The following is a 22114-nucleotide window of genomic DNA, read 5'->3' on the forward strand; positions in this document are numbered from 1 at the left end:
TTTAAAACTTCAGCATCTCCGAACGTCGCAACGCCAGGAAATGCAAACACACTCGCGTCACTGGCCGTTTATAAATTCGCCCTAAAGCCTGCGTGTACAACTTCAGTTGCAATTCGTATGTCTTCACCCGCGCCGGCAGTTCCGCCGCCGTCAATTCATCCGTCTTGAAATCCACCAGCCAGATTTCTTCCGGCAAAATCACCGCCAAATCCGCGACGCCCTGCACCACCACAAATTCACCTTCGGGCAATTCTCCATCCATCGCACTCCGCAATTCCCCCGGCGAAAACCGCGCCGTAAACGCCAACTCCCGCCAAACCCTCCCATAGCAGGGCGGTGCTGCCGCGCCGCCGTCCGCACTCTGCGACAGCATTTTGTTTTCCACCGCCCGAATATCTTTCCCCATCTCCGATTGCCAAAACGCCGACAACGCATCGAAATCCAGCGCCGCAATTTCTTCCGCCGACAAAACTTCCTCCAGCCCCATTCGCCGCGCCTCCGCCCGCAAGCCAATCAATGAACCCACTTCCGCGAGCGACGCGAATTCTAAAAACGTGTGATGCGCCGTGCCGATTTCCGATGCCGACAACTTGCTTTTTTTCGCCCCCGATTTTCGCCCGCGAATCTTGAATGGAAACAGCGGTTCCGCCTCATCCGCATCCTCCTCTTCCTGCTGCCGCCGCAATGCGGACACCGACGTCTTCGCCGCCCGCATCGTCGCCGCTTCATGCGGATATTTCCAGGTCAGCCGCGCCCGCAAATCCGTCCACGCCGTCCCGGCCACCGCTTCCGCCTTTTCCTCCGCCACCGCCCCGGGAACTCCACCTTCCAGCAACCGCGCATCCAGATCTTCAAAAATTTGCCAGCGCCAGAATTTATTTTCACCGGCTCTCACGTCCGCCTTTTCAAATCCCGGGCTGCTCCCATTTTGCGCCGCCCACGCGGCGAGCCAGTCGAGATAATTTCTCGCCGCCAGCAGCGAAGCCGTCGTCACCGTCGCGCGTTCGCTCCACCGCGTGAAATATTTTTTCGCCGGCAGATTGCCCGTCAGGATCAACAGATCGCGCGCGCGCGTCGCCGCCACATAGAGCAGCCGCATTTCTTCCCCCAGCATTTCCTGTTTCTGCCGCTGCCGCGCGAGCCAGTACGGCAGACTCGGATAATGCTGCCCCGTGTGCGGCGGCTTGATCTGCGGGCACAATCCGTAACGCTCATCCAAAATAATTTCCGCGTGCAGATCAAGCAGGTTGAACGGCTTGCCCAAATCGCCCGCCACCACCACCGGAAATTCCAGCCCCTTGCTCTGGTGAATGCTCATCAGCGAAACCGAATTTTCCCCCGACACCGCGGCCACTTGCGGCTCCGTCTCTGCTGCCTGCTGCGCCTCGATGAAATGCAAAAACCGGAACAAACCCTGCCGCTGAAATTGGTCGAACTGTTGCGCGAGCGTGAGCAGCCGTTGGACATTTGCATGGCGCTGCTCGCCGCGCGCTTGCGTCAGCAGCCACGCCGCGTAATGGGTTTCGTCCAGCACCGCCGCGAGACAACGCGAGAGCGATACCTGCCGCGCCAAATTTCTCCAGCGCGCATAATTTTTCAAAAACCGTTCCACCTTTTCCCAACCTGTAAGCGAGCGGCTCGTTTCGTGAAAGCGTTGCAGCGCCGTCCAGCATCGGCTTTTCGGCGCGGTCAAACGGATCGCCGCCAGTTCGTCCAGCGACATCCCCACCAGCGGCGAACGCAGCACCGCCAGCGTCGGAATGTCCTGCAACGGATTGTCGAGCACTTGCAGCAGGCTCAGCAAATCCGTGATTTCCAAACTCTCGTAAAATCCGCCGCGCGCCACTTGCAGCGGCACGCCCAGCCGCGTGAATTCCCGCGCGTAACTTTCCACTTTGCCCGACGGCGAGCGCAACAGCACCGCCATGTCGCCCCACTCCACCGGGCGCATTTTTTTTGTCTCGTTATCCCAAACCAGATGCCCGGCATTTTTTAATTCGCGCAAACGCAACGCCGTCAGCCGCGCTTCCTTTGCCGACTCTTCGAGATTCACCATCTCGTTCCACGCGCGGCCGCCTTCGGTATCCGTCGCCTCGGCCTCACCGCCCTGCAATCGCAAACGCAATTCCACGCACGGCCCCGGATTCGCCGCCACACTCAACGCCGCGCGATTTTCCGGATCGCCAAATTTCAACCGCGCCTTCTCGTCGTAAGGCACACTCCCGATTTCACGCCGCATCAACGCGCCAAAAACCGAGTTCACAAAATCCAGGATCGCCTCGCGGCTGCGAAAATTATCCACCAGCGGAATCGCGTTTCCCTCGTCGCCGCTCCACGTATCCACGTAATTCTGGAAAATGTGCGGGTCGGCCAGGCGAAACCGATAAATGCTCTGCTTCACATCGCCCACCAGAAAACGGTTCGCGCCCTCGCCGTCGCGGCTCAGCGCCTTGAGGATCGCGTCCTGCGCGTCGTTGATGTCCTGGTATTCGTCCACGAAAACAAAACGCAATTTCTCGCGCCACTCGCGCGCGGTCGCCTTCGGCGCGCCGGTCGCGCGCTCCACGAGCAACTCGAGCGCGTGCTGTTCCAGATCGTGAAAATCCACCGCGCCCAGTTCGCGCTTGGCGTCGCTGAACTGTTTCGTGAACTCCTGCGCCAATCCCAGCAGCGTTGCCATTTTTCCGCGCATCCAATCCCAATCCTGCGCCAGCGGATCGTTCTTCCCGTCGGTGCGCGCCAGCGAACGCAGAAACACCGCCTCGGAAAAAAATGCGACAAACGGCTTGCGCCACTTCTCTTTTTTCCCCTTCGGCCAATCGCCATCCAATGCGCTCACCCGCCCAAGCATATCCGCGCAATCCTCCCGCGAAGGCTGTTCGGGAAAATCGTTTAAAATTTCCCCGCACTCGATCGCCTTCAAATTTTCTTTTTCATTTTGCAATGCCGGCAGCCATCGGTTGCGCCACTCCACCACGCCTTCGATTAGCCACGTTTGCCATTGCGCGGGCTTGGCTGAATTCAACATAGCCAGTTGCTCATCAAACCAGCCTTGGGGATTCCGCAAAGTTTGCATGTAATGATGCAGCTTGAGTACGAGCGTGCGAATCGGCAGGTCCCACCCGCGCGCCTGCTTTTGGATCAACTCCTGCACGGCGGCGGCATTCGGCGTTTCGCCCGCGTAATGCGCCTGAAAAATATCTTCGAGCGTTTCGTCCGCCAGCAATTTCGCTTCTTCTTCCGCGAGCACGTTCAGTTGCGGGTCCAATTCCAACTCGTAAAAATGTTGCTTCACGAGTTGCAGGCAAAAACTGTGCAGCGTGCCGATGTGCGCCGTCTCGAACAGCGCCAACTGTTCCTCCCAACGCCCATGCTGGCCGGGCTTCGCCAGTTCTTCTTCCAACCGCGCGCGAATGCGATGCCGCATCTCCGCCGCCGCCGCGTCGGTGAACGTCACCATCAAAATCTGGTCCAGCGATGCCGGCGGCTTTTCGCTGATGAGACAATCCAGGCAACGCTCGACGAGCGTGCTTGTTTTGCCCGTGCCCGCCCCGGCGACGACGAGCACATTCCCGCGCGCTGCGATGGCTTTTTGTTGAGCAGGCGTGAAACTCATTCGTCTCCGTCCTCGCTCGCCTTGCGCAACACCCGATATTGATGCGTCCACGGATCAATCCGGCAGATCGAACGATAGTCGCACTGGTCGCAAGCCGTCACGTTGCCCCGGCGAAACGGGTCCACCCGCGTGTCGCCCGCATAAATCGCCGCGCCCATTTTTTTCAACGCCGTCTCCACCCCATCGAGCATCGCGAGAAATTTTTCCGGCGTCATGACTTCGTGAGAACCGCCGTGAATGCTCCCGTCCTGTTTCAAACGATAATTAAACTGGTCGCCCTCGCTCACATTTTTGCGCTGATCAAAATGCGCAAGTTGCTCCGCGTCGAATCGTCCGGCATGGCGATACGCCAGCTTGCGCGCCGCCTCCACGCCCGCGAGAATTTCATCGCGATTTTCGCCGCGATCATATTTGCCGCGCAAGTTGACGTAAAAAACCCCCGCCGGAATCAGCCGTGCAACGCCAAAGTGCGAGCGCGGGTCCGGCCAGTGGCGCAGCACATTGAGATAGCCCGGCAGTTGCAGTTGCAAGCCATGTTCCATCAGCAGCGCGTCGAGTTTCTTCTGGCTCGATTTATAATCCACCACCGCGCACAACGCCGTCTCGCCATTCTCATCCTTCAAAATATCAATGCGATCAATCCGCCCGTGCAGATGGAGCCGATGCCCCCCGCCCAAATCCAAATCCCACGGCGGAAACATTCCCTCGCCAAACGGCAGTTCCACCGCCGCCGGATCGAACGCGTATTGGCCGCGCATCCAGCCCACCAGCGTCTCGACAAAATCCTTCAGCGACTCCACTAAAATCCGCGCCGTGAATTTCCCCTCCTCGCTCGCCTCGAGCAACCCGTCGCGAAAACTCCCCAGCATCCCGTCCGCGATTTTCCCGATGCGTTCGCGCGCGTCTTCCGGCGTGACGTCGCGCCACCGGCGATTTTCCCCGCGCAATTCCTCGTGAAACGACGCCAGCGCCTCATGCTGGAAATTTCCCTGGTCGCGAATGTCCAGTTCAAAAACTTTTCGCTCCTCGGCCCGCAAACCTGAGTGCACAAAAAATTTAAACGGGCACGCCGCGAATTGTTCCATGCGGCTGACCGACGTCCGCAAAATCTGGCCGTAAAGCCCTTCCGCAAATTTCGGCAAAAGCGTTTCTCCCGGCGACACCAGCGTGAGATGTTGCAAACTCGCCCGCAAATCCGCCAGCGCCGGCAAATCATCCAGCCGCGAAAGTTCCGCCACGCGATTCGGCGACGCCTGGTTGAGCAGCAGCGGCACGATGAGTTCGGACGCGTGCTCACTCTGACGCCAATCCCGCGCGCGCGGGACGTTTTCAAATTCAAGCGTGGGAAACAGTTGCTTGAACTGCGCAAGAAACGGCGAGGGATTCAGCGGCTTGCCCGCCACATCACCCGCCGACGCAGTTAATACCAACCGCTCGCGCGCGCGGGTGAAAGCGAGATAACCGAAGAAGCGTTCCTGGCTGAGTTGCTGCCGCGCCGTGGTGAGGGTGATGCCTTCTTTTTCCAGCGCGACGCGATCGGCATCCGTCAGCAAAACCGAACCGCGCGGCGGCGCGGGAAAAATGCCTTCGTTTATGCCCAGCACCAACGCGAGCCGGATGTCCGCGTTGCGGGACCGGTCAATCGCGCCGATGGAAACCTGGTCCAGCGCGGGCGGAATCACACCCACGCTTAAGCCCGCCAGCCCCGCTTCCAGAATCGGCAGCCACTCGCGCAACGGCAGCGGCTCCGTCGGAAACGCCAGTTCCACATTGTCGAGCCATGCGTTCATTTGCTCCCACACGGTCAAATGAATCGGATTCGGCGCAGCCTCGGTTTCACTCCATTGCTGCAAAGTATCCGCAACCTTAAAACTCTCCCAAAATTCACGCATCGCGGCCGCAAGTTCCGCGCCCGTCGGCTTAGCGGAACTTTTCTGCCCGCGCGAACCCGGTTCCTTTTGCCCAAGCCGCGCGGCAAGTTTTTGAAACGGCTTGATGATTTTTTCGCGCGTGGCTTCGAGATCGCGCGTGAGGCCGGGATCGTCCTTGATGAAAAGTTTTTCGTGCCAGACGTTCCCGCGCCAACCGCGTTCGAGCGCCGCATTTTCGAGACGGTCAATCGCCGCATCCGAAACCGGAATCAGCCCCGTTTTGAGCGCCGCAAACCAATCGGCGCGTTCCCACCAATAAGTCACCGTCCGCAGCGCATTGCGCGAAAGCTCCGCCAAGGGGTGATGCGAAACCGACTCGCGCCGGTCGAGAAAAAACGGAATCTGATAACGGTTGAAAACATTCACCAGCGGCTCGTGATAACTTTGCAGATCTCGCGCCAGCACCGCCGCTTCGCGATACCTTCCACCCGCGCGAACGAACCGTAATATCTCATGCGCCGCCAACACCGCCTCCGCCTCCGCATCCGCGCACGTCGCCACGCGAATGGATTTTTTTACCAACTCACTGGCTGGCGCGGACGCCGTTTCCTCGAACGGTTTCGGCGAAACCCAATGCGCTTCGAGATGCCGCAGCGCCGCATTATTTTCAAAACGATTTTGTTTTCGCGCGCGCGGCAACAATTCATCCGTGATCACGCACTGCGGCAACCCGGCAATCCGCTGGCGGCATTGTTCGTACGTGTTGCGCACACTGGACCACGACGAAAGCCACGAGACTCTTTCCTTCGGCACGCGATCCAGGCAAAACGTAATCGTCGCCGCAGCCGAGTGTGGCAAAATTTCCGCAAGCATCCCCAACTCCTGCGGCGAAAGCGCATGAAATCCATCCAGCCAAAGCCCGCCGATTTCAATCCGCCCGCCCTCGCGAAGCGTCTGCGTTGCGATATCGAGCACGCAGTCGGCATCCTGTAATTGGTGCGCGTGGAGCCACCCAAGATAATCGCGCAGCAACATCGCGAGATCGTGCAATTTGGAACTGAGACTCTCGACCGCGTTCACGTCTTCGGCGAGCCGTTCGAGCGCGTCGGGAGTCAACTGATGCCGTTGCAACTCGCGCAACACGAGGCTGAGATGTTGCGCAAAACCCGTGAGCCGCGCGCTCGCGCGAAAAAGCCTGAGTTCATCGCGCTTCTTCGCGAGCAAACTGCGCAAGACCATGAGCCGACCCTGTTCGTCGAGCATGCGCGGCGGCGATTTCCGCAACCGCTCGAAAATAAATTTCGCGAGCCGCTCGAAGGAAAGAATATGCAGGCGTGTGTAACCCTTCAGCGAGCCGTCGGCGAGCAACTCGCGCTCAAGCTGGTAAGTCGTCTGTTTCGGCGCGATCAACAACAGCGGCGGGCCTTCCGGCGCAGCGGCCAGCGCGGCGCGAATTTCCGCCAGGCAGCGAAACGTCTTGCCGGCGCCGGCCGGGCCCAGAAGAAATCGCGTTTGCATCTTTTAATTTTAGATGCTGCCGGTGGCTTGGCCATAAAAAAACGAAACGGCAGTGGTCATTGGGGTAAATTTGAGAAACGGTTGAAAACCGTTTCTGGCGCAGGTATTTCTCGCAACCCTTCGGGTTGCAAGACTGAGATGCGGCCGATATTGCAGGTGGATGGGAAGTGGGTTCGGCGGGACGCCGAACACGGCACGCGGGACGCGGGCGCTCGCCAAGATCCAAAGTAAAACGCTCGATTTTGGCTGCGAATCAGCGATGTTAGTGAGGCTATTTACCCCTTGTGAAATCTGACCTGCAATCGTGCAACCGAACGCCGCTACTTTGGGGCGTCAGCGGAGTTGCCATCGCGGCGTGCCTGGCGACGAACCCTTTTTATGCGCCAGACGTTTCACCCGGCGTTTGTGTTGCGGCGTGGGGCGCGGACATGTGGCTGGTTTTAATCCTTTCATCCCGCCGGTTTTTAAAACGCGTCTGAAGGATTCTTGTTGTAATATGTCGTCAAGCGAGGGATGGCGAGTTTATTATGCGGTAAGCGGAAAAACTTCTAAGGTTTATATGCTTTTTCTGCATCACAAAAAGGCGTTTGAGAATCCATCCAAGGAATTTCTACAGCAAAAGATTCAACGCGCATTTGAGGGATAAGTTTTCAATTCGTTTTCAAACTGACCTGCTACTAAATTTTGCTCGGAGCCGACACGTTTACACCGTGTTTATGGTAGGGTTACGATTGCAACCCCGCCACGGACATCCGAGACTTGCTGGCAATAAACATGAAGATTATTCACAAGAAAGAAAATATTAAATTCGGTAGTGTCCTAATTTGAAATTCTATCCGATCTCAGAAGGGTCACTTGGAGATCGAACACCTCCACGTCCCTTGCCAGACCGTCTTGCCTTGAAACTTTTCATGGACTGGCACGGTGGCGCGATCAGCCGCCCCGCAGTTGTGTAATTGACTTGCAAACGAGTTAAATAATCCTGCTTATTCTCCACACCGTTCAATCAGTTCACCGACGCGAACACCTAAGCGCATGATGGTATCGCGATGGACGTCGGAAATGCGCTCAATGGCGCGGATGCTTGAAACCTTCGCAGAGGAGAGAAACCGCCAGGATGTTTGCCATATCGTTATTTAAGTTGACATATTTGTATTACAAATATTATCTTAGGTCAACAACTATTTTTGTAATACATAAATTATTTTATGGCTAAGAAAGCTGGTCGTCCCCGCACCCCGATTGATAAGACTCGCGCCCCAGGCATATCAATACGTTTGACCGCAGAAGAATCTAAGCTAATTTCTGACGCTATAAGTCTTTCAACTGTAAAGAGAAAGACGGAATGGGCCAGAAAAGCCTTGATTCATGTTGCCTCCCATGGTATTCGTATTACGTAAATTGAATGGAGCTAAAGGGAATCGAACCCTTGGCGGCTAGGATGTAGAGCCCCGCGCCGTCGCCAGAGCCAGCCCCATAAAATTTGCCTATCGGCCAGCAGGCACTCCGTCAAGAGATTATCGCCTGCTGGCCGATGTCTTTTATGTCATCGCGCTACACATGTTCGGCCCGATCATGTTGCGCTTGGAACTCTCCTAAGCATGTTTAGACGATACCCCACGCAATACCAGCAGGTCAAGTATTTATTTTTATCTCACTACTCATGGCTACGCGTAGTATAAAAGAAGCGACTTGACTGATAGGCGTAGCCGTGTTACTCGTTATATATGAATGATGAACAAATCCAAAAAGAAAAAAGCCCACGATCCCCAAAAACTTCTTTGGCCGACGCCATAGAATTGGTTGGCAAACTTTACGCAAAAGCGAATCGTGCCGGATTAAAGCGCGAAGTTGCAGTTGGACCGCTTGGGTATAGCAGCCTAAACGGTGCCGCGATGTCAGCTTTAGCTGGACTGACACATTATGGCCTGATCGACCAAGCCGGTGGATTGGTGACTGTTAGCTCTCTGGCAGTTAAACTAATTCACCCCATCAACGAACAGCAAACACTAGAGGCTCGAAAGGAGGCAGCACTCAAACCCAAAGTTTTTTCTGATTTGTTCACTGGTGGCTTCCATGAGTGTTCGGAAGAAGTGCTAGCGAGCCATTTAATCCAAGGCGGTTTTGCTCCAGATATAGCAAAAAAAGTTGCCCGTGTTTACAAAGAAAATTCAGAGTTTGCAAAACTGAAATCGGGGGATTACAATGCTAGCCATGATCCTAAAAAGGACACTGCTGTTACGCCTCCGCTTGAGCATAAAAACGATGGAAAACCGGCCTTGGAGGGCGTAAAATTGCCTCTCACCGGAGTAGCGCCTTCAAAGCCAAATATGAATACAAATCCTTTGATATCCCAATTGCCAATCCCATTAGCAGAGGGCTTAACAGCCATTGTCCCCTATCCAATGGCGGAGGACGATTTCAATCTTCTCTTGGAAACACTTAAATTGTGGAAGAAAAAGCTCATCCAACCAATGGAAAAAGCTCCATCCGAAACATTCCCGTTTGCGGCACTTTGGAAAAATGCCGACTTTGATAAAACGGTTAAAATCGTTGGTGTTATGGGAGAACGCGAAGGGCAGAAATATTACCAAACTGAAGACGGAACCGGAATACCCGAAAAAGAGTTGTTTCCTAACAAATAAACCATATCCAAAACAAAATATATCATGAACAAGATCATTGAATATGCAGTAGTCGTAGCCTCAGTACACAATCATTGGGAAATGGGTGATGCGGTGAATGAGAAAATTAAGCAGGGCTTCCAACCTTATGGTCATCCCTGCGCCTCGGGAGCAACTAGCAAAAACTCGGATGGCGATGATGAGTCCGATTTTATCATCGTTCAGGCGATGGTTAAATATGAGAGCGGCAAAGGCAATGTTGGTGCTATGGTTGGCTAATTGAATAAACGCTTCCAACCCCGCTTTTACGACTTGTCATTACATATCTTTTTCGGAGATAAATAAGTTGAGTTGCAAATTATTGTTTGTTAGGCGATTGCGACGATTTTATTTTTCAGATTATCCACGTTAAATAGTAATGTTCTGGTTGACGAAACATCCTTTGCGGAATACATTTTTTGCTCTTTTATTGGGCTTTTAAGCGTTAGTAGAAACATTGATTCGTCAGAATAAAAGATGTGTACAATGACAAGCCATAAATGGCTGGGCTAAGATCTTTCGTCCCTGGGACTTCGGACGGCTGCGCGGCAGCGCAGCCCTACCATGCGCTGGGATATCAGTTGTCCCTGCGGGAATTTGGCGGGGTTGGCAGGGCTATGCGAGGGTGGGGAAAAGTTATGTTCTCAACGCATTTAAGTCGCATCTGTGGTGAGGTCCGCCGTCCCTGCCGGGACGGATTTTTTGTTTGAGGTTTGTCCGGGGATGTTATCCCCGGCTGATGTCGGGCAACCCTCCGGGTTGCAAGACTGAGATGCGGGCGATAGGCATGTAGATGGGAAGTGTATTGGCGGGACGCCGAACACGACACGCGGGACGCATGCGATCCCCAAGAACTACTTTGGTTTCATTCGCGAACGGAAGGGAAGCTTGGGGTTTTTATTATTGCGGGATGGCGCGGTAGAAGCGGCTGGCGTTGTTGGTGGCGTCAGGGTCCACGAAATCTATGGAGCCTTGGACAACCTGGTTGGTGCAGACGGGGGTCCAGTTCAACAGGTCGGTGGTGTATTCGACGCGGAACCAGGCGCCGTCGGGGCCGATGGCGTTGACGTGGAAGCTTTGGTCGGGCAGCACGGCGACGGTGCGCGGGAGGTTTTCAAAGATGACGGCTTCGGCGCGCGCGGGATATCCGACGGCGTAGGCGGGCGGTTGGTTGGTGGAGGGGGTGATGGATAGAATGACGGTGCGGCTGAGGAGGTTCGACTGGGCGGCGTCCATGGGCACGATGGTGGTTTGGGCGTAGGCTTGGCCGGCGGGGATGACGACGGTGTTGCTGATCACGGCGTAGTCGAGGCCGTTGGTGGCGGTGCCGGTTATATTATAATTGATGGCGAGGTCGGCGGAGACATCGCCGTAACGGGTGAAGGTGAAGGTGGCGCTTTTGGGCCCGCAGTTAGTGATGCGGGTAAATTGGATGGGAGGCCAGTTGGTCCAGGAGGGTGTGGCGTTGGTGGAGCCGAGTGTGACCCAGCAGTTGGTTCCCGCGACGGCGATGGGGTCGGTGGCGACGACGCGGACGATGTCGAGGCGATTGGTTCCGGTGGAGATGGGCGGGAGGACGGTGATGGTGACGGGTGCGGAGGTGACGCTGAGGGCGACGTAGGCGGGATCAATCGGGATGGGCGATGGGTCTGGGACTAAAAATCTAGTTCGCCGGGCGACGGCCCTCAAGGAATAGGTGGCGGGCGGGGGATTGGTCCAGACGTAGGTGAATTCGGGTAGGTACGATATGCCGTACGGGAATTGGGGCAGTTGTAAACCGCGCGGGAAGGAATTGCTGACTCGATTGGCGGCGCCGAGGTCGTTGGTGCCGGCGAAAATTTCGACGTTGGTGAATTGACCGATGTTTGGCCCGTAATCGCCGGCATAAACAAAGATGGGGATGTCCACGGGTGAGTAAAAGGTGGCGCGGTTTGCGGGGCTGAGAATTCGGACTTGCGGGACGACGTAGGGAGCGACGACGGGGCTGAGCCAGAGAGTCGGCGTCTGCGATGGGGCGGCGCAGGCGAACAGGAAGATGAATAGGGCGATGGCGCCGGGATTCTTCAGGGCGCGGGAGAACGAACGAAATGTTTTCATGACGAGTCCTCGTTAAGGTGTCAAATCAGTTTAATTAGAGGGCATTATGGCAAAATGGCGGCGAAAGTCAAGGATCGCGGGGCCGGAGTTGTCCTACAAGTTGAGAGATTGCGGGACAGGTGGTTGCGAAAAATTGCAGTCAGAGCAAGGTGGGTTCGCCGGGATCGGGGGGAGGAGCGGCGATGGGCGCGATTGTGGTGACAATGGGTGCGGATGTGGGAGCGTCGGCGGTTTGTGGCGGGGGATTTTGGAGGGCGACGAGGGCGGGACGAATGAGTTTGCCTTGGTAGGTGTAGCCGGTGGCGATGGTGTCGCGGACGCGGGGGTTGGCCATGGAGACGGCCTGGGAGTCGGGCGACTCGTGGACCTTGGGATCGAAGGGAGCGTCGGGCGTGGCGACGAAGGGGACGAGGCCGATGCGACGGGCGACATCGCGGCAGGCGTTTTGAAATTGGCCGAGTTGGTCAATCAAACTTGGCTGGCCGGAACGCACGGCGGCCTGGTTCAAACCATAGGTGTGATCGAGCAATCGCACGACGACTTGCAACCAATCGTTTTCGGCGCGATGAAGTTTTTCGACTTCGAGTCGCAAGGTGGCGCGTTCGCTGTCGTTGGCTTTTTTGAGAAAGTCGGTGAAGGCGGCGGTCTCGGCGCTCATGCGTTCGGAGATTTCTTTTGAGGCGATGTTGGTGCGTTGCGCGTGTTCCTGGACGGTCTGCCATTGCGAAGTGGCGCCACCGATTTGGGCCGCGAGCGCTTCGAGATTTTGAATTTGCGAGATGGTGGAAACCACCGCGCCGGTCTCGACCATTTTCACGGCGGCAAGATATTCCAAAACGTAAGGCATCACGGCGAGCACCGCACCGACGATTCCGCAACAGACAAAAAGCACCGCCTCCACCGAGCTAAATGCGCCTTCGTGTCCGTGATAAACAAACCACGCGAACGCGAGCAGGATCGCGTCGCCCACGAAAAAGGGCCACTTCATCAATTTGACGGCGGTTGGATCAGTCATGGCGAAAGGGTAGGAAAAATTGCGCGACAGTTCAAGGATGGGTCTGAGAATGGGATGGCGACATCGTGTACAAGAAGGATTGTTGAGCGTTCCAACGTCTTGCCCGATTGTATAGGTCGGACTATACTTCAATTCGCACAGCATCAAACGAAGAGAAGAAAAAATTCGTTTGATTGTCCTGAGAGTCGCCGGTCGTTCGTCTTAGGTATATATGAAGACAAAGAAATCGAAAAAAACTACGAGAAAGATCATTGCCATCACCCATGTCACGCTGGACGGCGTGATGCAAGCGCCGGGGGGCCCCGAAGAGGATTCGACGAACGGGTTCACTCACGGAGGCTGGAGCGGGCCATACGGGGACGAAGAGACGGGCCGGGTCGTTGACGAGATTGTCACCGGTGAATTCGGCCTGCTTTTGGGACGCCGAACCTACGAGATCTTCGCCGCCTATTGGCCGAATCATGGCGACAATCCTATCGGCAAGGCGTTCAACCAGGCGGCGAAATATGTCGCCACACGGAGCCTCGATCAACTCGACTGGAACAACTCCCATAAAATAAACGGCGATGCCGTGAGTGGAGTCCGCCGGTTAAAGGCCACGGCTGGGCCGGAATTGCACATCTGGGGCAGTGGCGATTTGCTGCAGTCGCTGATTGCCGCCGACCTCGTGGACGAATACCGCGTGTGGGTTTATCCAGTAGTGCTCGGCAAAGGAAAGCGGTTGTTCGAAAATGGTGTGCCGCCGCGCCGCCTAACTTTGGTTGAATCGCGAAGCAGTTCCGAGGGCGTCCTTCTCAACACTTACCGGCCGGCTGGTCCTCTTCCGAAAGCGCCGACTCAATCGAAAAAGCCATCAAAGGGGGAACTGCTTCGTCGGAAGAAACTGGCGGCCGAAGGTTCCTGAGTCTGGCGCTGAAGGCGAACCGCGATAGACGCAACGCGTTCTTCAAGCTGGAATTCGATTTGCGGCTGGGGCATTTTGATTGGAAATATATTCTTCGATGACTGCCGCAAAAGCCAAAGCGCGCCACGCGCAACTCGCCGCCGAACTTCGCGCTCACGATCACGCCTATTACGCCGAGGCCAAACCGACCATCAGCGACCAGGCGTATGACCGGCTTTATCACGAGTTGCTCAACCTCGAAAAAGAATTTCCCGAACTCATCACGCCGGAATCGCCCAGCCAACGCGTCAGCGGCGAACCACTCGCAGAATTCACGGCAGTGCCGCATCTGGTTCCGATGCTGAGCCTCGACAATACTTACTCGCAGGAGGAAGTGCGCAACTTCGTGACGCGATTGCAAAAACTTTTGCCGGGCGAAAAACTCGAATGGATTCTCGAGCCCAAGGTGGACGGCGTGGCGATCAATTTGCGTTTTGAAAATGGCATCTTCACTACCGGTTCCACGCGCGGCGATGGCACCACCGGCGACGACGTCACCGCGAATCTGAAAACCATTCGCAGTATTCCGACGCATCTTCGCGCGACCAAACCGCCCGCGCCGAAAATAATGGAAGTGCGCGGCGAAGTGTATTTGACCAAGGCGGGTTTTGCGCGGCTGAATGCCGAACGTGTCGCCGCCGATGAAGAACCTTTTGCCAATCCGCGCAATGCCGCGGCGGGTTCGCTCAAGCAACTCGACTCGCGGCTCGTGGCGAAGCGTCCGCTGGACATCGCTGTTTATGGACTGGGCGAATTCACCGGCGAAAGTTTGGAGAAGCACGAGACGATGCTCTCGTGGTTGAAGGCCGCTGGTTTCAAAACGCCGGAGAAAACCTGGAAATGTCATTCGGCAGATGAATTGATCGCGGCGCTCGAAGAACTTGACCAGCGCCGCCACAACTTCGCGTATGAAACGGACGGCGCGGTGATCAAGGTGAATGATTTTGCCTTGCGCGCGCGCGCGGGTTTCACGTCCAAGGCGCCGCGCTGGGCCATCGCTTATAAATATGCGGCGGAACAGGCGGAGACGAAGCTCAAACAAATTCTCATTCAGGTAGGCCGCACCGGCGCGCTCACGCCTGTCGCGGATTTGGAGCCGGTTTTTCTCGCGGGCAGCACCATCAGCCGCGCGACGTTGCATAATGAAGATGAACTGCGCCGCAAAGACATTCGCATCGGCGATACCGTGACGATTGAGAAAGCGGGCGAAGTGATTCCCGCAGTCGTGGGTGTGGTATTGACCAAGCGCACCGGGCGCGAAACGATTTTTGAATTTCCCAAAACTTGCCCCGAGTGCGGCTCAAAAGTCGCGCGCGCGGAAGCTGCCGCCGGCGAAACGGGCGCGGCGTGGCGTTGCGTAAACCCGGATTGCCCGGCACAAGTGCGGGGGCGGCTTGAACATTTTTGCGCGCGCGGTGCGATGGATATTGAAGGCGGCGGCGAAGTGCTGGTGGCGCAACTGGTGAAACAAGGTTTGGTACGTGACGTAGCCGATTTGTATTCACTCACGCTGGCCGAACTTGCCGGACTCGAACGCATGGGCGAAAAATCCGCGCAGAATTTTTTGGATGGCATCGTGGCGAGCAAGCAGCGCGACTTATGGCGATTGATTTTCGGACTGGGAATTTTGCACGTTGGCGCGGGCGTGGCGAAAGCTTTGGGAAAGGCATTTCCCACGCTCGAAGATGTTTTCGCAACGAGCTTGGAGCGATTGACTCAAGTGGAAGATGTAGGCGAAGTCATCGCGAAAAGCCTGGTGCATTGGTGGGGCGACACGAACAACAAAAAATTAATCGCGCGCTTGCGCAAGGCGGAACTGAATTTCCACTCCGCGCTCTACAATCCGTCCGCCGCGCTGGGACCGTTCGCCGGAAAAACTTTTGTGCTCACGGGCACGCTGCCAACTTTGAAGCGCGAGGAAGCCGCGGCGCGGATCGAGGCGCTGGGCGGCAAGGTTAGCGGCAGCGTGAGCAAAAAAACAGATTACGTCGTCGCGGGCGAGGACGCGGGCTCGAAACTTGAGAAGGCGCAGAAGCTGGGTGTGAAGATCATTGATGAGGCGGCGTTAGTTAAGTTGTGCGAGGGGAGTTAGCCACGGATGGAACACGGATAAATGGGTTTCTAATCTGTGTTTCGTCCGTGTTCCATCCGTGGCTGATAAAAAAATTTCAGCCACAGTGAACGGCATTGAAAAGTTTCGAGTAACTCGTACAATCACTTAGCGTCGCAGCGCCATTGAGTTACTTGAGTTATGCGCAAAAAAATAATCTCGCTGGTTATATTATTTGAGTTACTCGCTTGTGTTGGATTTTCGCAAACGAACGCGGCGCTGCCATCAAGCTCAATCGCCTTGTCTCCGCTCACCGGCTGCAAACAAGTTTTGCTGGTAACGACTGCCGACTGGCCCGTTGTGACGGGAACGATGCGACGTTTCGTGCGAACCAATGCGGAATCGTCCTGGATTCAGGTGGGTGAAAGTATTCCGGTGGTTGTGGGACGCAACGGTCTCGGTTGGGGGCGTGGATTGAATGCAGTGCCGAACCCCGCGATGCCCGCCAAGCATGAAGGCGATGGCAAAAGTCCGGCGGGAATTTTTCGGCTGAGTTCGGCGTTTGGTTTGTTATCGGTGGATAAGGTTGCGCCGTTGAAATTGCCGTATGAATATTTGACCAATGGAATTGAATGCGTGGATGACGTGAAATCGGCGCATTACAATTCCATCGTGGATCGCGCGCAAACGCAACCGGTGGATTGGAATAGTTCGGAAAAGATGAACACTGTCGCGCAGTATCGCCTGGGCGTGGTGGTAGAGCATAACACCGATCCGCGCGAACCCGGCGGCGGTTCGTGCATCTTTATTCACACTTGGGCCGGGCCGCAAACGGGCACGAGCGGCTGCACGGCGATGGCTTCGGAGAATATTGACACGGTCGTGCCGTGGCTGGACCCGGCGGATGCGCCCGTGCTGGTGCAGTTGCCGGAGGCTGCGTATCGGCGGTGGCGGGTGGAATGGGAGTTGCCGCAAATCACCAAATTTTAACGGTGGAGACGCGGAGAGAAAAATAAATGATATGAAAAAATGGATCCTCAAATTTTCGCTGGCGGCAATTTTAATTAGCGGCGCGGGCAGTTTTGCTTTGGCGCAAGAAACGAGCAAAGCCATTGAAGTGGCGAAAGAGCCGGAGTCGGTGGAGGCGTTGCAAAAAAACATTCGCGAACTGATTGAGAATCCGCGCTACGACGCGGCGATGTGGGGTATCAAGATCGCATCGCTGGATTCGGAAAAAATTTTGTTCGAGCACAACGCGCAAAAACTTTTCAGCCCGGCTTCGAACTCGAAACTCTATACGATGGCGCTGGCGTTGACGCGGCTCGGGCCGGAGCATCGCATCAAGACCTCGCTTTACGCCAAGGGGCGTCCCAACGAAACCGGCACGTTGAACAGCGACCTTATTATCTATGGCCGCGGCGACCCGACCATCAGCGGTGAATATAATCACGGTGACGTGATGCGCGCGTTTGAGCCGTTGGTGGCAGCGCTCACGAATGCGGGCGTGAAAGAGATCGCCGGTGACTTGATCGGCGACGATAGTTTTTTTCACAGCGCGCCGTTTGGAGCGGGCTGGGATTGGGGCGATTTGGAGGCGGATTATGGAGCGGAAATTTCCGCGCTCACGATCAATAGCAACACGGTCCAGCTGATCGTGAAGCCGGGCGAAAGCATCGGCACGGTGGCGCGATTGGCGTTTTCGCCGCCCACGACTTACATCGCGATAAGCAATCGCACCGAGACAACGGCGAAAGGCACGCGAAGCACGTTGCGGTTGTATCGTCCGCTGGGTGAAAATCTGGTTTATGTCACCGGCCACGTGCCGCTGGACTATGCGGGTTCGAGCGAAGACGTGACGATGCACGACCCGGCGGCGTTGTTTGCGTCGCTGTTCAAGGAAGCGTTAAAACAGCATGGCATCGCGGTGTCGGGAGTCACGCGGTCCGCGCATTGGCTGGATCGGGAAAATGCGCCGCTGGATTTTTCGCAATGGTCGGAGATCGGCGTGGTGGAGTCGCGGCCGTTTCGCGAAATCATCAAGTCGGTCGAGAAGCCTTCGCAAAATCTTTACACCGATATGATGTTGGAATACGTCGGCGCAAACGCGCTGGGCACAAATGCGACCGGCGCATCCACCGAAGCCGGTTTGCGTGAACTGGGATCTTTTTTGGCGAAGGCAGGCGTGCGCCGGGGCGATACGATTTTTGACGAAGGCTCGGGACTTTCGCGCAATAATTTAACGACGCCGAACGCGACGGTCGCGCTGCTGACTTATATGTCGCGGCAAAAAGATTTTCCGGTCTATTACGACGCTTTGCCGATTGCTGGCGTGGACGGGACATTGCGGCGGTGCATGAAAGGCACACCTGCGGCGGGAAATGTGCGCGCAAAAACGGGGACGCTGCGCTGGGCGAATTCAGTTTCCGGTTACATGACCAACGCGGTTGGTGAACACCTGGTTTTCTCGATGATGTTGAACCGATTCCAATCGCCGCCGGGTTACGAACGCTCGAAGACGGCGGACATGGATGTCATTCTGGAGATGCTGGCGAAATTTGCCGTGAACAGTGGGACCAAATAAAAAATGTAAAATGCAAAATTAAAAATGGGGTACGCGCCATTTAGGCTCCGGCGAAATTTCGGGATGCAGAAACTTTGTAATCACGGCACGCTGCATTGCTTCGCCGCTTTCGCGTAGTAATCCTGATTATACGCCTCGGCCACATAGAATTCTTGCGCGGGTGAAATCTGAGTCGTGATCGGTTTTGAAAATAATTTAGCCTCTGCTGACATGGATTTTTCGGCGGCCTGTTGCTGTTCCGGCGAGTAATAAAAAATCACCGATCGCCCTGCGATAGAATTGGATTGCGTCAGCTTGTGCGACGTCCAGAAGACTTGCAAAATTTTTTCGAGGCTGGTTCGCGTCGGATCATAAACCACACGCGCAACCTCGGTATGTCCCGACTTGCCGCGGCTGACCTGCTCATGCGTTGGATTGGCCGTTGTCCCGCCCATATAACCCGCCGTCACCGACACGACGCCCGGCACTTGCTTAAAGACCGCTTCGGTATGCCAAAAACATCCCATGCCCAAGGTGATCACCTGTGCCCCGGGCGGAATTGCCGGAACGACGGCCGGCGATTCGGGCGCGGGCGGCTGCGAAATCGCATTCGCATACCAGAACCCGCCGATGCCAATTAGTATGGCTGCCAGGCAAACAAATTTCATATCACATCCATCCGCAGTTCCAACTATAACCTATCACTCGTAAGAAATCTCAACTATCGTCCAATCCTGTTCGCCAGCGGGCATTTTGAATTTCACCTGCTGTCCAAGCTGCTTTTTCAACAGCGCCCGCGCAATCGGCGAAGTCCAACTGACCCAATTCCGATCCAGATCCATCTCGTCAACGCCCACGATCCGATAGCTGGCCTCCTCACCATCTCCGCCCCGCAGTTTAACCGTCGCGCCAAAAAAGATTTGTTCCCAGGGCGGTTCCGGCGGCGGCGATATGACTGCGGCAGCGAGGCTCTGTTGCAGATAAGAAATTCGCGGCAGCAAAGATTGGCGTGCGCGTTTGTTGTCGTCTGAACTCGAAGCCGCGAGATCCTGTGACTTTTGTAGAAGAACGCCAAGTTCGTTTTCCAAATTCTTCGCCCCTGCTGGCGTTAGATAATTTTTTCCGCCCGGCACCGAGAATGGCCGCACCGCGGGCAGTGGATCAGGCGCATCGTCCGATTCGCGCGTGAAGGCTTTGCTCATAACCAGCCATCATTTCAAAATCCTGCGCGCCGCCGCAAGGAGCGCATTCGCTTCCGCGTCCGTGCCGATGGTGATGCGCAAATAATTTCGCACCGACGGATATTTGAACCAGCGCACCAGGATTTTTTGCGCACGCAATTTTTCCAGCCACGCTTCTGCTGCAAATCGCGGCGGACGCGCCAGAATAAAATTCGTGTCGCTTGGCAATACGGAAAATCCGAGCTTCGTCAATTCATCACCCAGCCGCTTTCGCGTGGAAATAATTTTCGCAAAATTAACGCGATAATATTCCAAGTCATCCAGCGTGGCGACCGCGGCGATTTGGCCGAGCCCATTCACATTATAACTGTCACGAATTTTGTCCAACGCCGCGATGAGCGCCGGATGCGCGACAAAATAACCCACGCGTTGAAAGCAAAGTGAATACGCTTTTGAAAATGTCCGCGACACGATGACGTGCGGATATTTCAAGGCGAGCGCCATCGCATGCTCCCGCGCGAAATCCACATACGCCTCGTCCAATACAATCACTCCCTGGTGCTCGCGGCAGAGCGCATCGAGCTTGCTCGTGGCATAACCGCGTCCGCTCGGCGCATTCGGTGTGGTCACGAGTGACAACGCGGCGTGAAAATCCCAGGCCTTGGATTTTTTCAAAACCGCGACCGGCGGAATACCGAATTGTTCGTTCAACGCCACGACATTCGTTCGTGCGCCGTGTATCGCCGCAAGCACGGGATACAATGAATAACTTGGCGAAAAATATTGAACCGTTGACGCGGACCGCTGCGGTCCCGCTGTGTCATTTTTCCGCGCTGGTTCCACAAATGCGCGCGTGGCGAGCGCCAGCAATTCGTCCGAACCATTGCCGATCAAAATATTTTCCGACGCGCACCGGTGAAGCTTCGCGAGTTTCTCACGCAAGACCTGTGCGGTCGGATTGGGATAAAGCCGCAGCTGCCCATCCACGGCGTTGCGCACGGCAGTCAAAACTTTCGGCGATGGTGGATAGGGATTCTCATTCGTATTGAGCTTGATCAACCCTTTGATCTTCGGCTGTTCGCCGGGCACATACGCGTGAAACTCGTGGACGAGCGGGCGGATGAGAGTTTTTGGATTCATGAAATCAAATGCGCGGGCCGAAGCGGCTTCGCAAATCAGGAACGTATCTCCGCGCTGCGGCCATGTGCGGTCAACCCTTCCACTTCGGCAAATTTTTTCACGATTGGCAGCGATTTTTTCAGCGCGCCGCGATTGAATTCCACGACGCTCGTGCGGCGTTGAAATTGGTCCACCGTCAATCCCGCGAACGACGCGCCCGCACCGCCGGTCGGCAGCGTGTGGCTCGGCCCGGCCATATAATCACCCACGACGGTTGGTGAATAATCGCCCAAAAAGATCGCGCCCGCCGTGAGGATTTTTTCCGCCACCTTCGCCGCGCCGCGGGTCATAATTTCGCAGTGTTCCGGCGCAAGCTGGTTCGTGAGATTTACGGCGTCGTCGAGCGTCTTGACCTGGATGAGCCAGCCGTTGTGATCGAGCGCCCGCTGAATGTAATTGCGGCGGGAAAGTTTCGGCAGTTGCTTCGCGATTTCGCGTTCGACGGCCTTGAGCATCTTGCCCGACGTGGTGATGAGCCACACACGTTCGTGGCCAGAACCGTGCTCGGCCTGCGCGAGCAGATCGGCGGCGGCGAATTTTGGATTCGCGGTTTCATCGGCCAGCACGAGCACTTCGCTCGGCCCCGGCAACAAATCAATCGCCACGTGGCCGAAGAGCAGCCGCTTGGCCATCACGACGTAATCGCCGCCCGGCCCAAAAATTTTCCGCACGCGGCGAATTGTATTGGTACCGAGCGCCATCGCGGCAATGGCTTGTGCGCCGCCGACGCGATAAATTTCCGTTGCTCCAGCCGCGCGCGCCGCGAACAGAAGCGCCGGATTGATTTGTCCGCTCGCATCGCAGGGCGAGCACACGACGATTTCTTTGCAACCGGCAACCCGCGCGAGCGTGATCGTCATCAGGCACGTGGACGCCAAAGGCGCCGCGCCCGCTGGTATATATATGCCCACACGCGTGAAAGCATCGAACTTTTCGCCGACCTTGCCGCCCTGCGAATTCTTCGCCGACCAATTTTTGCGCAAGGCTTTGCGGCTGAAATTTTCGATATTGCGGATCGCCGCCGCGACCGCGGTGCGCAACGAATCGTCCGCCGCAAGGGAAGCCGCCAGCATTTCCGGCAGCGTGACCGCAAGACCGTCCGCAGTGAGTTTCGCCTTGTCGAACTTCTCCGCCATTTCGAGCAGCGCCGCATCGCCGCGAGCCTTCACCGCTTCGATGATTGCGCGGGTGCGTTCTTCGACGACGGGATCGAACAAACCCGACGGCGCGGTGAGCGCTTTCATGCGCTCGGCGAAGTCGGCATCCGTATGGCGGATAATATTCATGTCTGCCGAAACTATGGCAATGCGAGGCAAAAGTCAAAGTGACTCATGCTGCGGCGTCCGACGATCTGCTCTTTAAATGCGTGAAATTCCCGTTGGACGAAACGCGCCTTTGTGAACCATTATAGGCGACAGTCG

General features: G+C 56.1%; 15 protein-coding genes. 7 read left to right on the plus strand and 8 right to left on the minus strand.

The window, feature by feature from the left end:
- Position 1: 1 nt before the first annotated feature.
- Both VH413_10850 and VH413_10855 read right to left on the minus strand, forming a co-directional pair.
- Positions 2-3616, minus strand: a complete 3615-nt coding sequence (locus VH413_10850; GenBank protein HEX3799189.1) for a UvrD-helicase domain-containing protein — start codon at positions 3614-3616, stop codon at positions 2-4.
- A complete protein-coding gene (locus VH413_10855; protein HEX3799190.1) occupies positions 3613-7005 on the minus strand; it encodes a PD-(D/E)XK nuclease family protein in 3393 nt (1130 codons plus the stop codon). The genes VH413_10850 and VH413_10855 overlap by 4 nt, the downstream gene beginning before the upstream one ends.
- A gap of 284 nt (positions 7006-7289) precedes the next feature.
- Between VH413_10855 and VH413_10860 the strand changes: the two genes are divergently transcribed.
- From VH413_10860 to VH413_10870, 3 genes are all read left to right on the plus strand, one after another.
- The gene (locus VH413_10860) at positions 7290-7484 is read left to right on the plus strand and encodes a hypothetical protein (protein HEX3799191.1); all 195 of its coding nucleotides are present in this window, start codon (positions 7290-7292) and stop codon (positions 7482-7484) included.
- Between the two features lie 1248 nt (positions 7485-8732).
- Positions 8733-9650 carry a hypothetical protein gene (locus tag VH413_10865; GenBank protein ID HEX3799192.1) on the plus strand — a complete coding sequence of 306 codons (918 nt, stop codon included), beginning with the start codon at positions 8733-8735 and terminating at the stop codon, positions 9648-9650.
- Positions 9651-9674: 24 nt separating this feature from the next.
- Positions 9675-9908 carry a hypothetical protein gene (locus tag VH413_10870; GenBank protein HEX3799193.1) on the plus strand — a complete coding sequence of 78 codons (234 nt, stop codon included), beginning with the start codon at positions 9675-9677 and terminating at the stop codon, positions 9906-9908.
- Between the two features lie 660 nt (positions 9909-10568).
- Here VH413_10870 and VH413_10875 read toward each other — a convergent pair.
- Together VH413_10875 and grpE are read right to left on the minus strand one after the other, a co-directional pair.
- Entirely contained in the window at positions 10569-11765 is a 1197-nt protein-coding gene (locus VH413_10875) for a hypothetical protein (GenBank protein HEX3799194.1), read from the minus strand.
- A 139-nt stretch (positions 11766-11904) separates the two neighbouring features.
- Positions 11905-12780 carry a nucleotide exchange factor GrpE gene (gene grpE / locus VH413_10880; GenBank protein ID HEX3799195.1) on the minus strand — a complete coding sequence of 292 codons (876 nt, stop codon included), beginning with the start codon at positions 12778-12780 and terminating at the stop codon, positions 11905-11907.
- A 211-nt stretch (positions 12781-12991) separates the two neighbouring features.
- Between grpE and VH413_10885 the strand changes: the two genes are divergently transcribed.
- The 4 genes from VH413_10885 to dacB all read left to right on the plus strand — a co-directional run bounded on the left by VH413_10885 (position 12992) and on the right by dacB (position 18354).
- The gene (locus VH413_10885; protein ID HEX3799196.1) at positions 12992-13684 is read left to right on the plus strand and encodes a dihydrofolate reductase family protein; all 693 of its coding nucleotides are present in this window, start codon (positions 12992-12994) and stop codon (positions 13682-13684) included.
- 97 nt (positions 13685-13781) lie between these two features.
- Positions 13782-15815: an NAD-dependent DNA ligase LigA gene (gene ligA / locus VH413_10890; protein HEX3799197.1), complete on the plus strand. Its 2034-nt coding sequence runs from the start codon at positions 13782-13784 to the stop codon at positions 15813-15815.
- Positions 15816-15974: 159 nt separating this feature from the next.
- Positions 15975-16763 (plus strand): L,D-transpeptidase family protein, encoded by a 789-nt coding sequence (locus VH413_10895; GenBank protein ID HEX3799198.1) that lies wholly within the window; start codon positions 15975-15977, stop codon positions 16761-16763.
- A 31-nt stretch (positions 16764-16794) separates the two neighbouring features.
- Positions 16795-18354 carry a D-alanyl-D-alanine carboxypeptidase/D-alanyl-D-alanine-endopeptidase gene (gene dacB / locus VH413_10900; GenBank protein HEX3799199.1) on the plus strand — a complete coding sequence of 520 codons (1560 nt, stop codon included), beginning with the start codon at positions 16795-16797 and terminating at the stop codon, positions 18352-18354.
- An 80-nt stretch (positions 18355-18434) separates the two neighbouring features.
- Here dacB and msrA read toward each other — a convergent pair whose 3' ends face one another.
- The 4 genes from msrA to hisD are packed head-to-tail and all read right to left on the minus strand — an operon-like array spanning position 18435 to position 21979.
- On the minus strand, positions 18435-19001 hold the full coding sequence (gene msrA / locus VH413_10905; GenBank protein ID HEX3799200.1) for a peptide-methionine (S)-S-oxide reductase MsrA: 567 nt from the start codon (positions 18999-19001) through the stop codon (positions 18435-18437).
- Between the two features lie 33 nt (positions 19002-19034).
- On the minus strand, positions 19035-19535 hold the full coding sequence (locus VH413_10910) for a GreA/GreB family elongation factor (GenBank protein ID HEX3799201.1): 501 nt from the start codon (positions 19533-19535) through the stop codon (positions 19035-19037).
- A gap of 9 nt (positions 19536-19544) precedes the next feature.
- A complete protein-coding gene (gene hisC, locus VH413_10915) occupies positions 19545-20654 on the minus strand; it encodes a histidinol-phosphate transaminase (protein HEX3799202.1) in 1110 nt (369 codons plus the stop codon).
- A 35-nt stretch (positions 20655-20689) separates the two neighbouring features.
- Positions 20690-21979: a histidinol dehydrogenase gene (hisD, locus tag VH413_10920; protein HEX3799203.1), complete on the minus strand. Its 1290-nt coding sequence runs from the start codon at positions 21977-21979 to the stop codon at positions 20690-20692.
- Between the last annotated feature and the right edge of the window lie 135 nt (positions 21980-22114).

This window comes from Verrucomicrobiia bacterium (genome assembly GCA_036268055.1).
GTDB lineage: Bacteria > Verrucomicrobiota > Verrucomicrobiia > Limisphaerales > Pedosphaeraceae > DATAUW01.

What these genes read in the sequence shown, in the direction of transcription:
- VH413_10885 (HEX3799196.1), top strand. Translation starts at nt 12,992, where the DNA reads ATGAAGACAAAGAAATCGAAAAAAACTACGAGAAAGATCATTGCCATC.
- VH413_10850 (HEX3799189.1), bottom strand. Translation starts at nt 3,616, where the DNA reads ATGAGTTTCACGCCTGCTCAACAAAAAGCCATCGCAGCGCGCGGGAAT.
- ligA (HEX3799197.1), top strand. Translation starts at nt 13,782, where the DNA reads ATGACTGCCGCAAAAGCCAAAGCGCGCCACGCGCAACTCGCCGCCGAA.
- VH413_10870 (HEX3799193.1), top strand. Translation starts at nt 9,675, where the DNA reads ATGAACAAGATCATTGAATATGCAGTAGTCGTAGCCTCAGTACACAAT.
- VH413_10875 (HEX3799194.1), bottom strand. Translation starts at nt 11,765, where the DNA reads ATGAAAACATTTCGTTCGTTCTCCCGCGCCCTGAAGAATCCCGGCGCC.
- VH413_10910 (HEX3799201.1), bottom strand. Translation starts at nt 19,535, where the DNA reads ATGAGCAAAGCCTTCACGCGCGAATCGGACGATGCGCCTGATCCACTG.
- msrA (HEX3799200.1), bottom strand. Translation starts at nt 19,001, where the DNA reads ATGAAATTTGTTTGCCTGGCAGCCATACTAATTGGCATCGGCGGGTTC.
- VH413_10865 (HEX3799192.1), top strand. Translation starts at nt 8,733, where the DNA reads ATGAATGATGAACAAATCCAAAAAGAAAAAAGCCCACGATCCCCAAAA.
- hisD (HEX3799203.1), bottom strand. Translation starts at nt 21,979, where the DNA reads ATGAATATTATCCGCCATACGGATGCCGACTTCGCCGAGCGCATGAAA.
- hisC (HEX3799202.1), bottom strand. Translation starts at nt 20,654, where the DNA reads ATGAATCCAAAAACTCTCATCCGCCCGCTCGTCCACGAGTTTCACGCG.
- VH413_10895 (HEX3799198.1), top strand. Translation starts at nt 15,975, where the DNA reads ATGCGCAAAAAAATAATCTCGCTGGTTATATTATTTGAGTTACTCGCT.
- grpE (HEX3799195.1), bottom strand. Translation starts at nt 12,780, where the DNA reads ATGACTGATCCAACCGCCGTCAAATTGATGAAGTGGCCCTTTTTCGTG.
- VH413_10855 (HEX3799190.1), bottom strand. Translation starts at nt 7,005, where the DNA reads ATGCAAACGCGATTTCTTCTGGGCCCGGCCGGCGCCGGCAAGACGTTT.
- dacB (HEX3799199.1), top strand. Translation starts at nt 16,795, where the DNA reads ATGAAAAAATGGATCCTCAAATTTTCGCTGGCGGCAATTTTAATTAGC.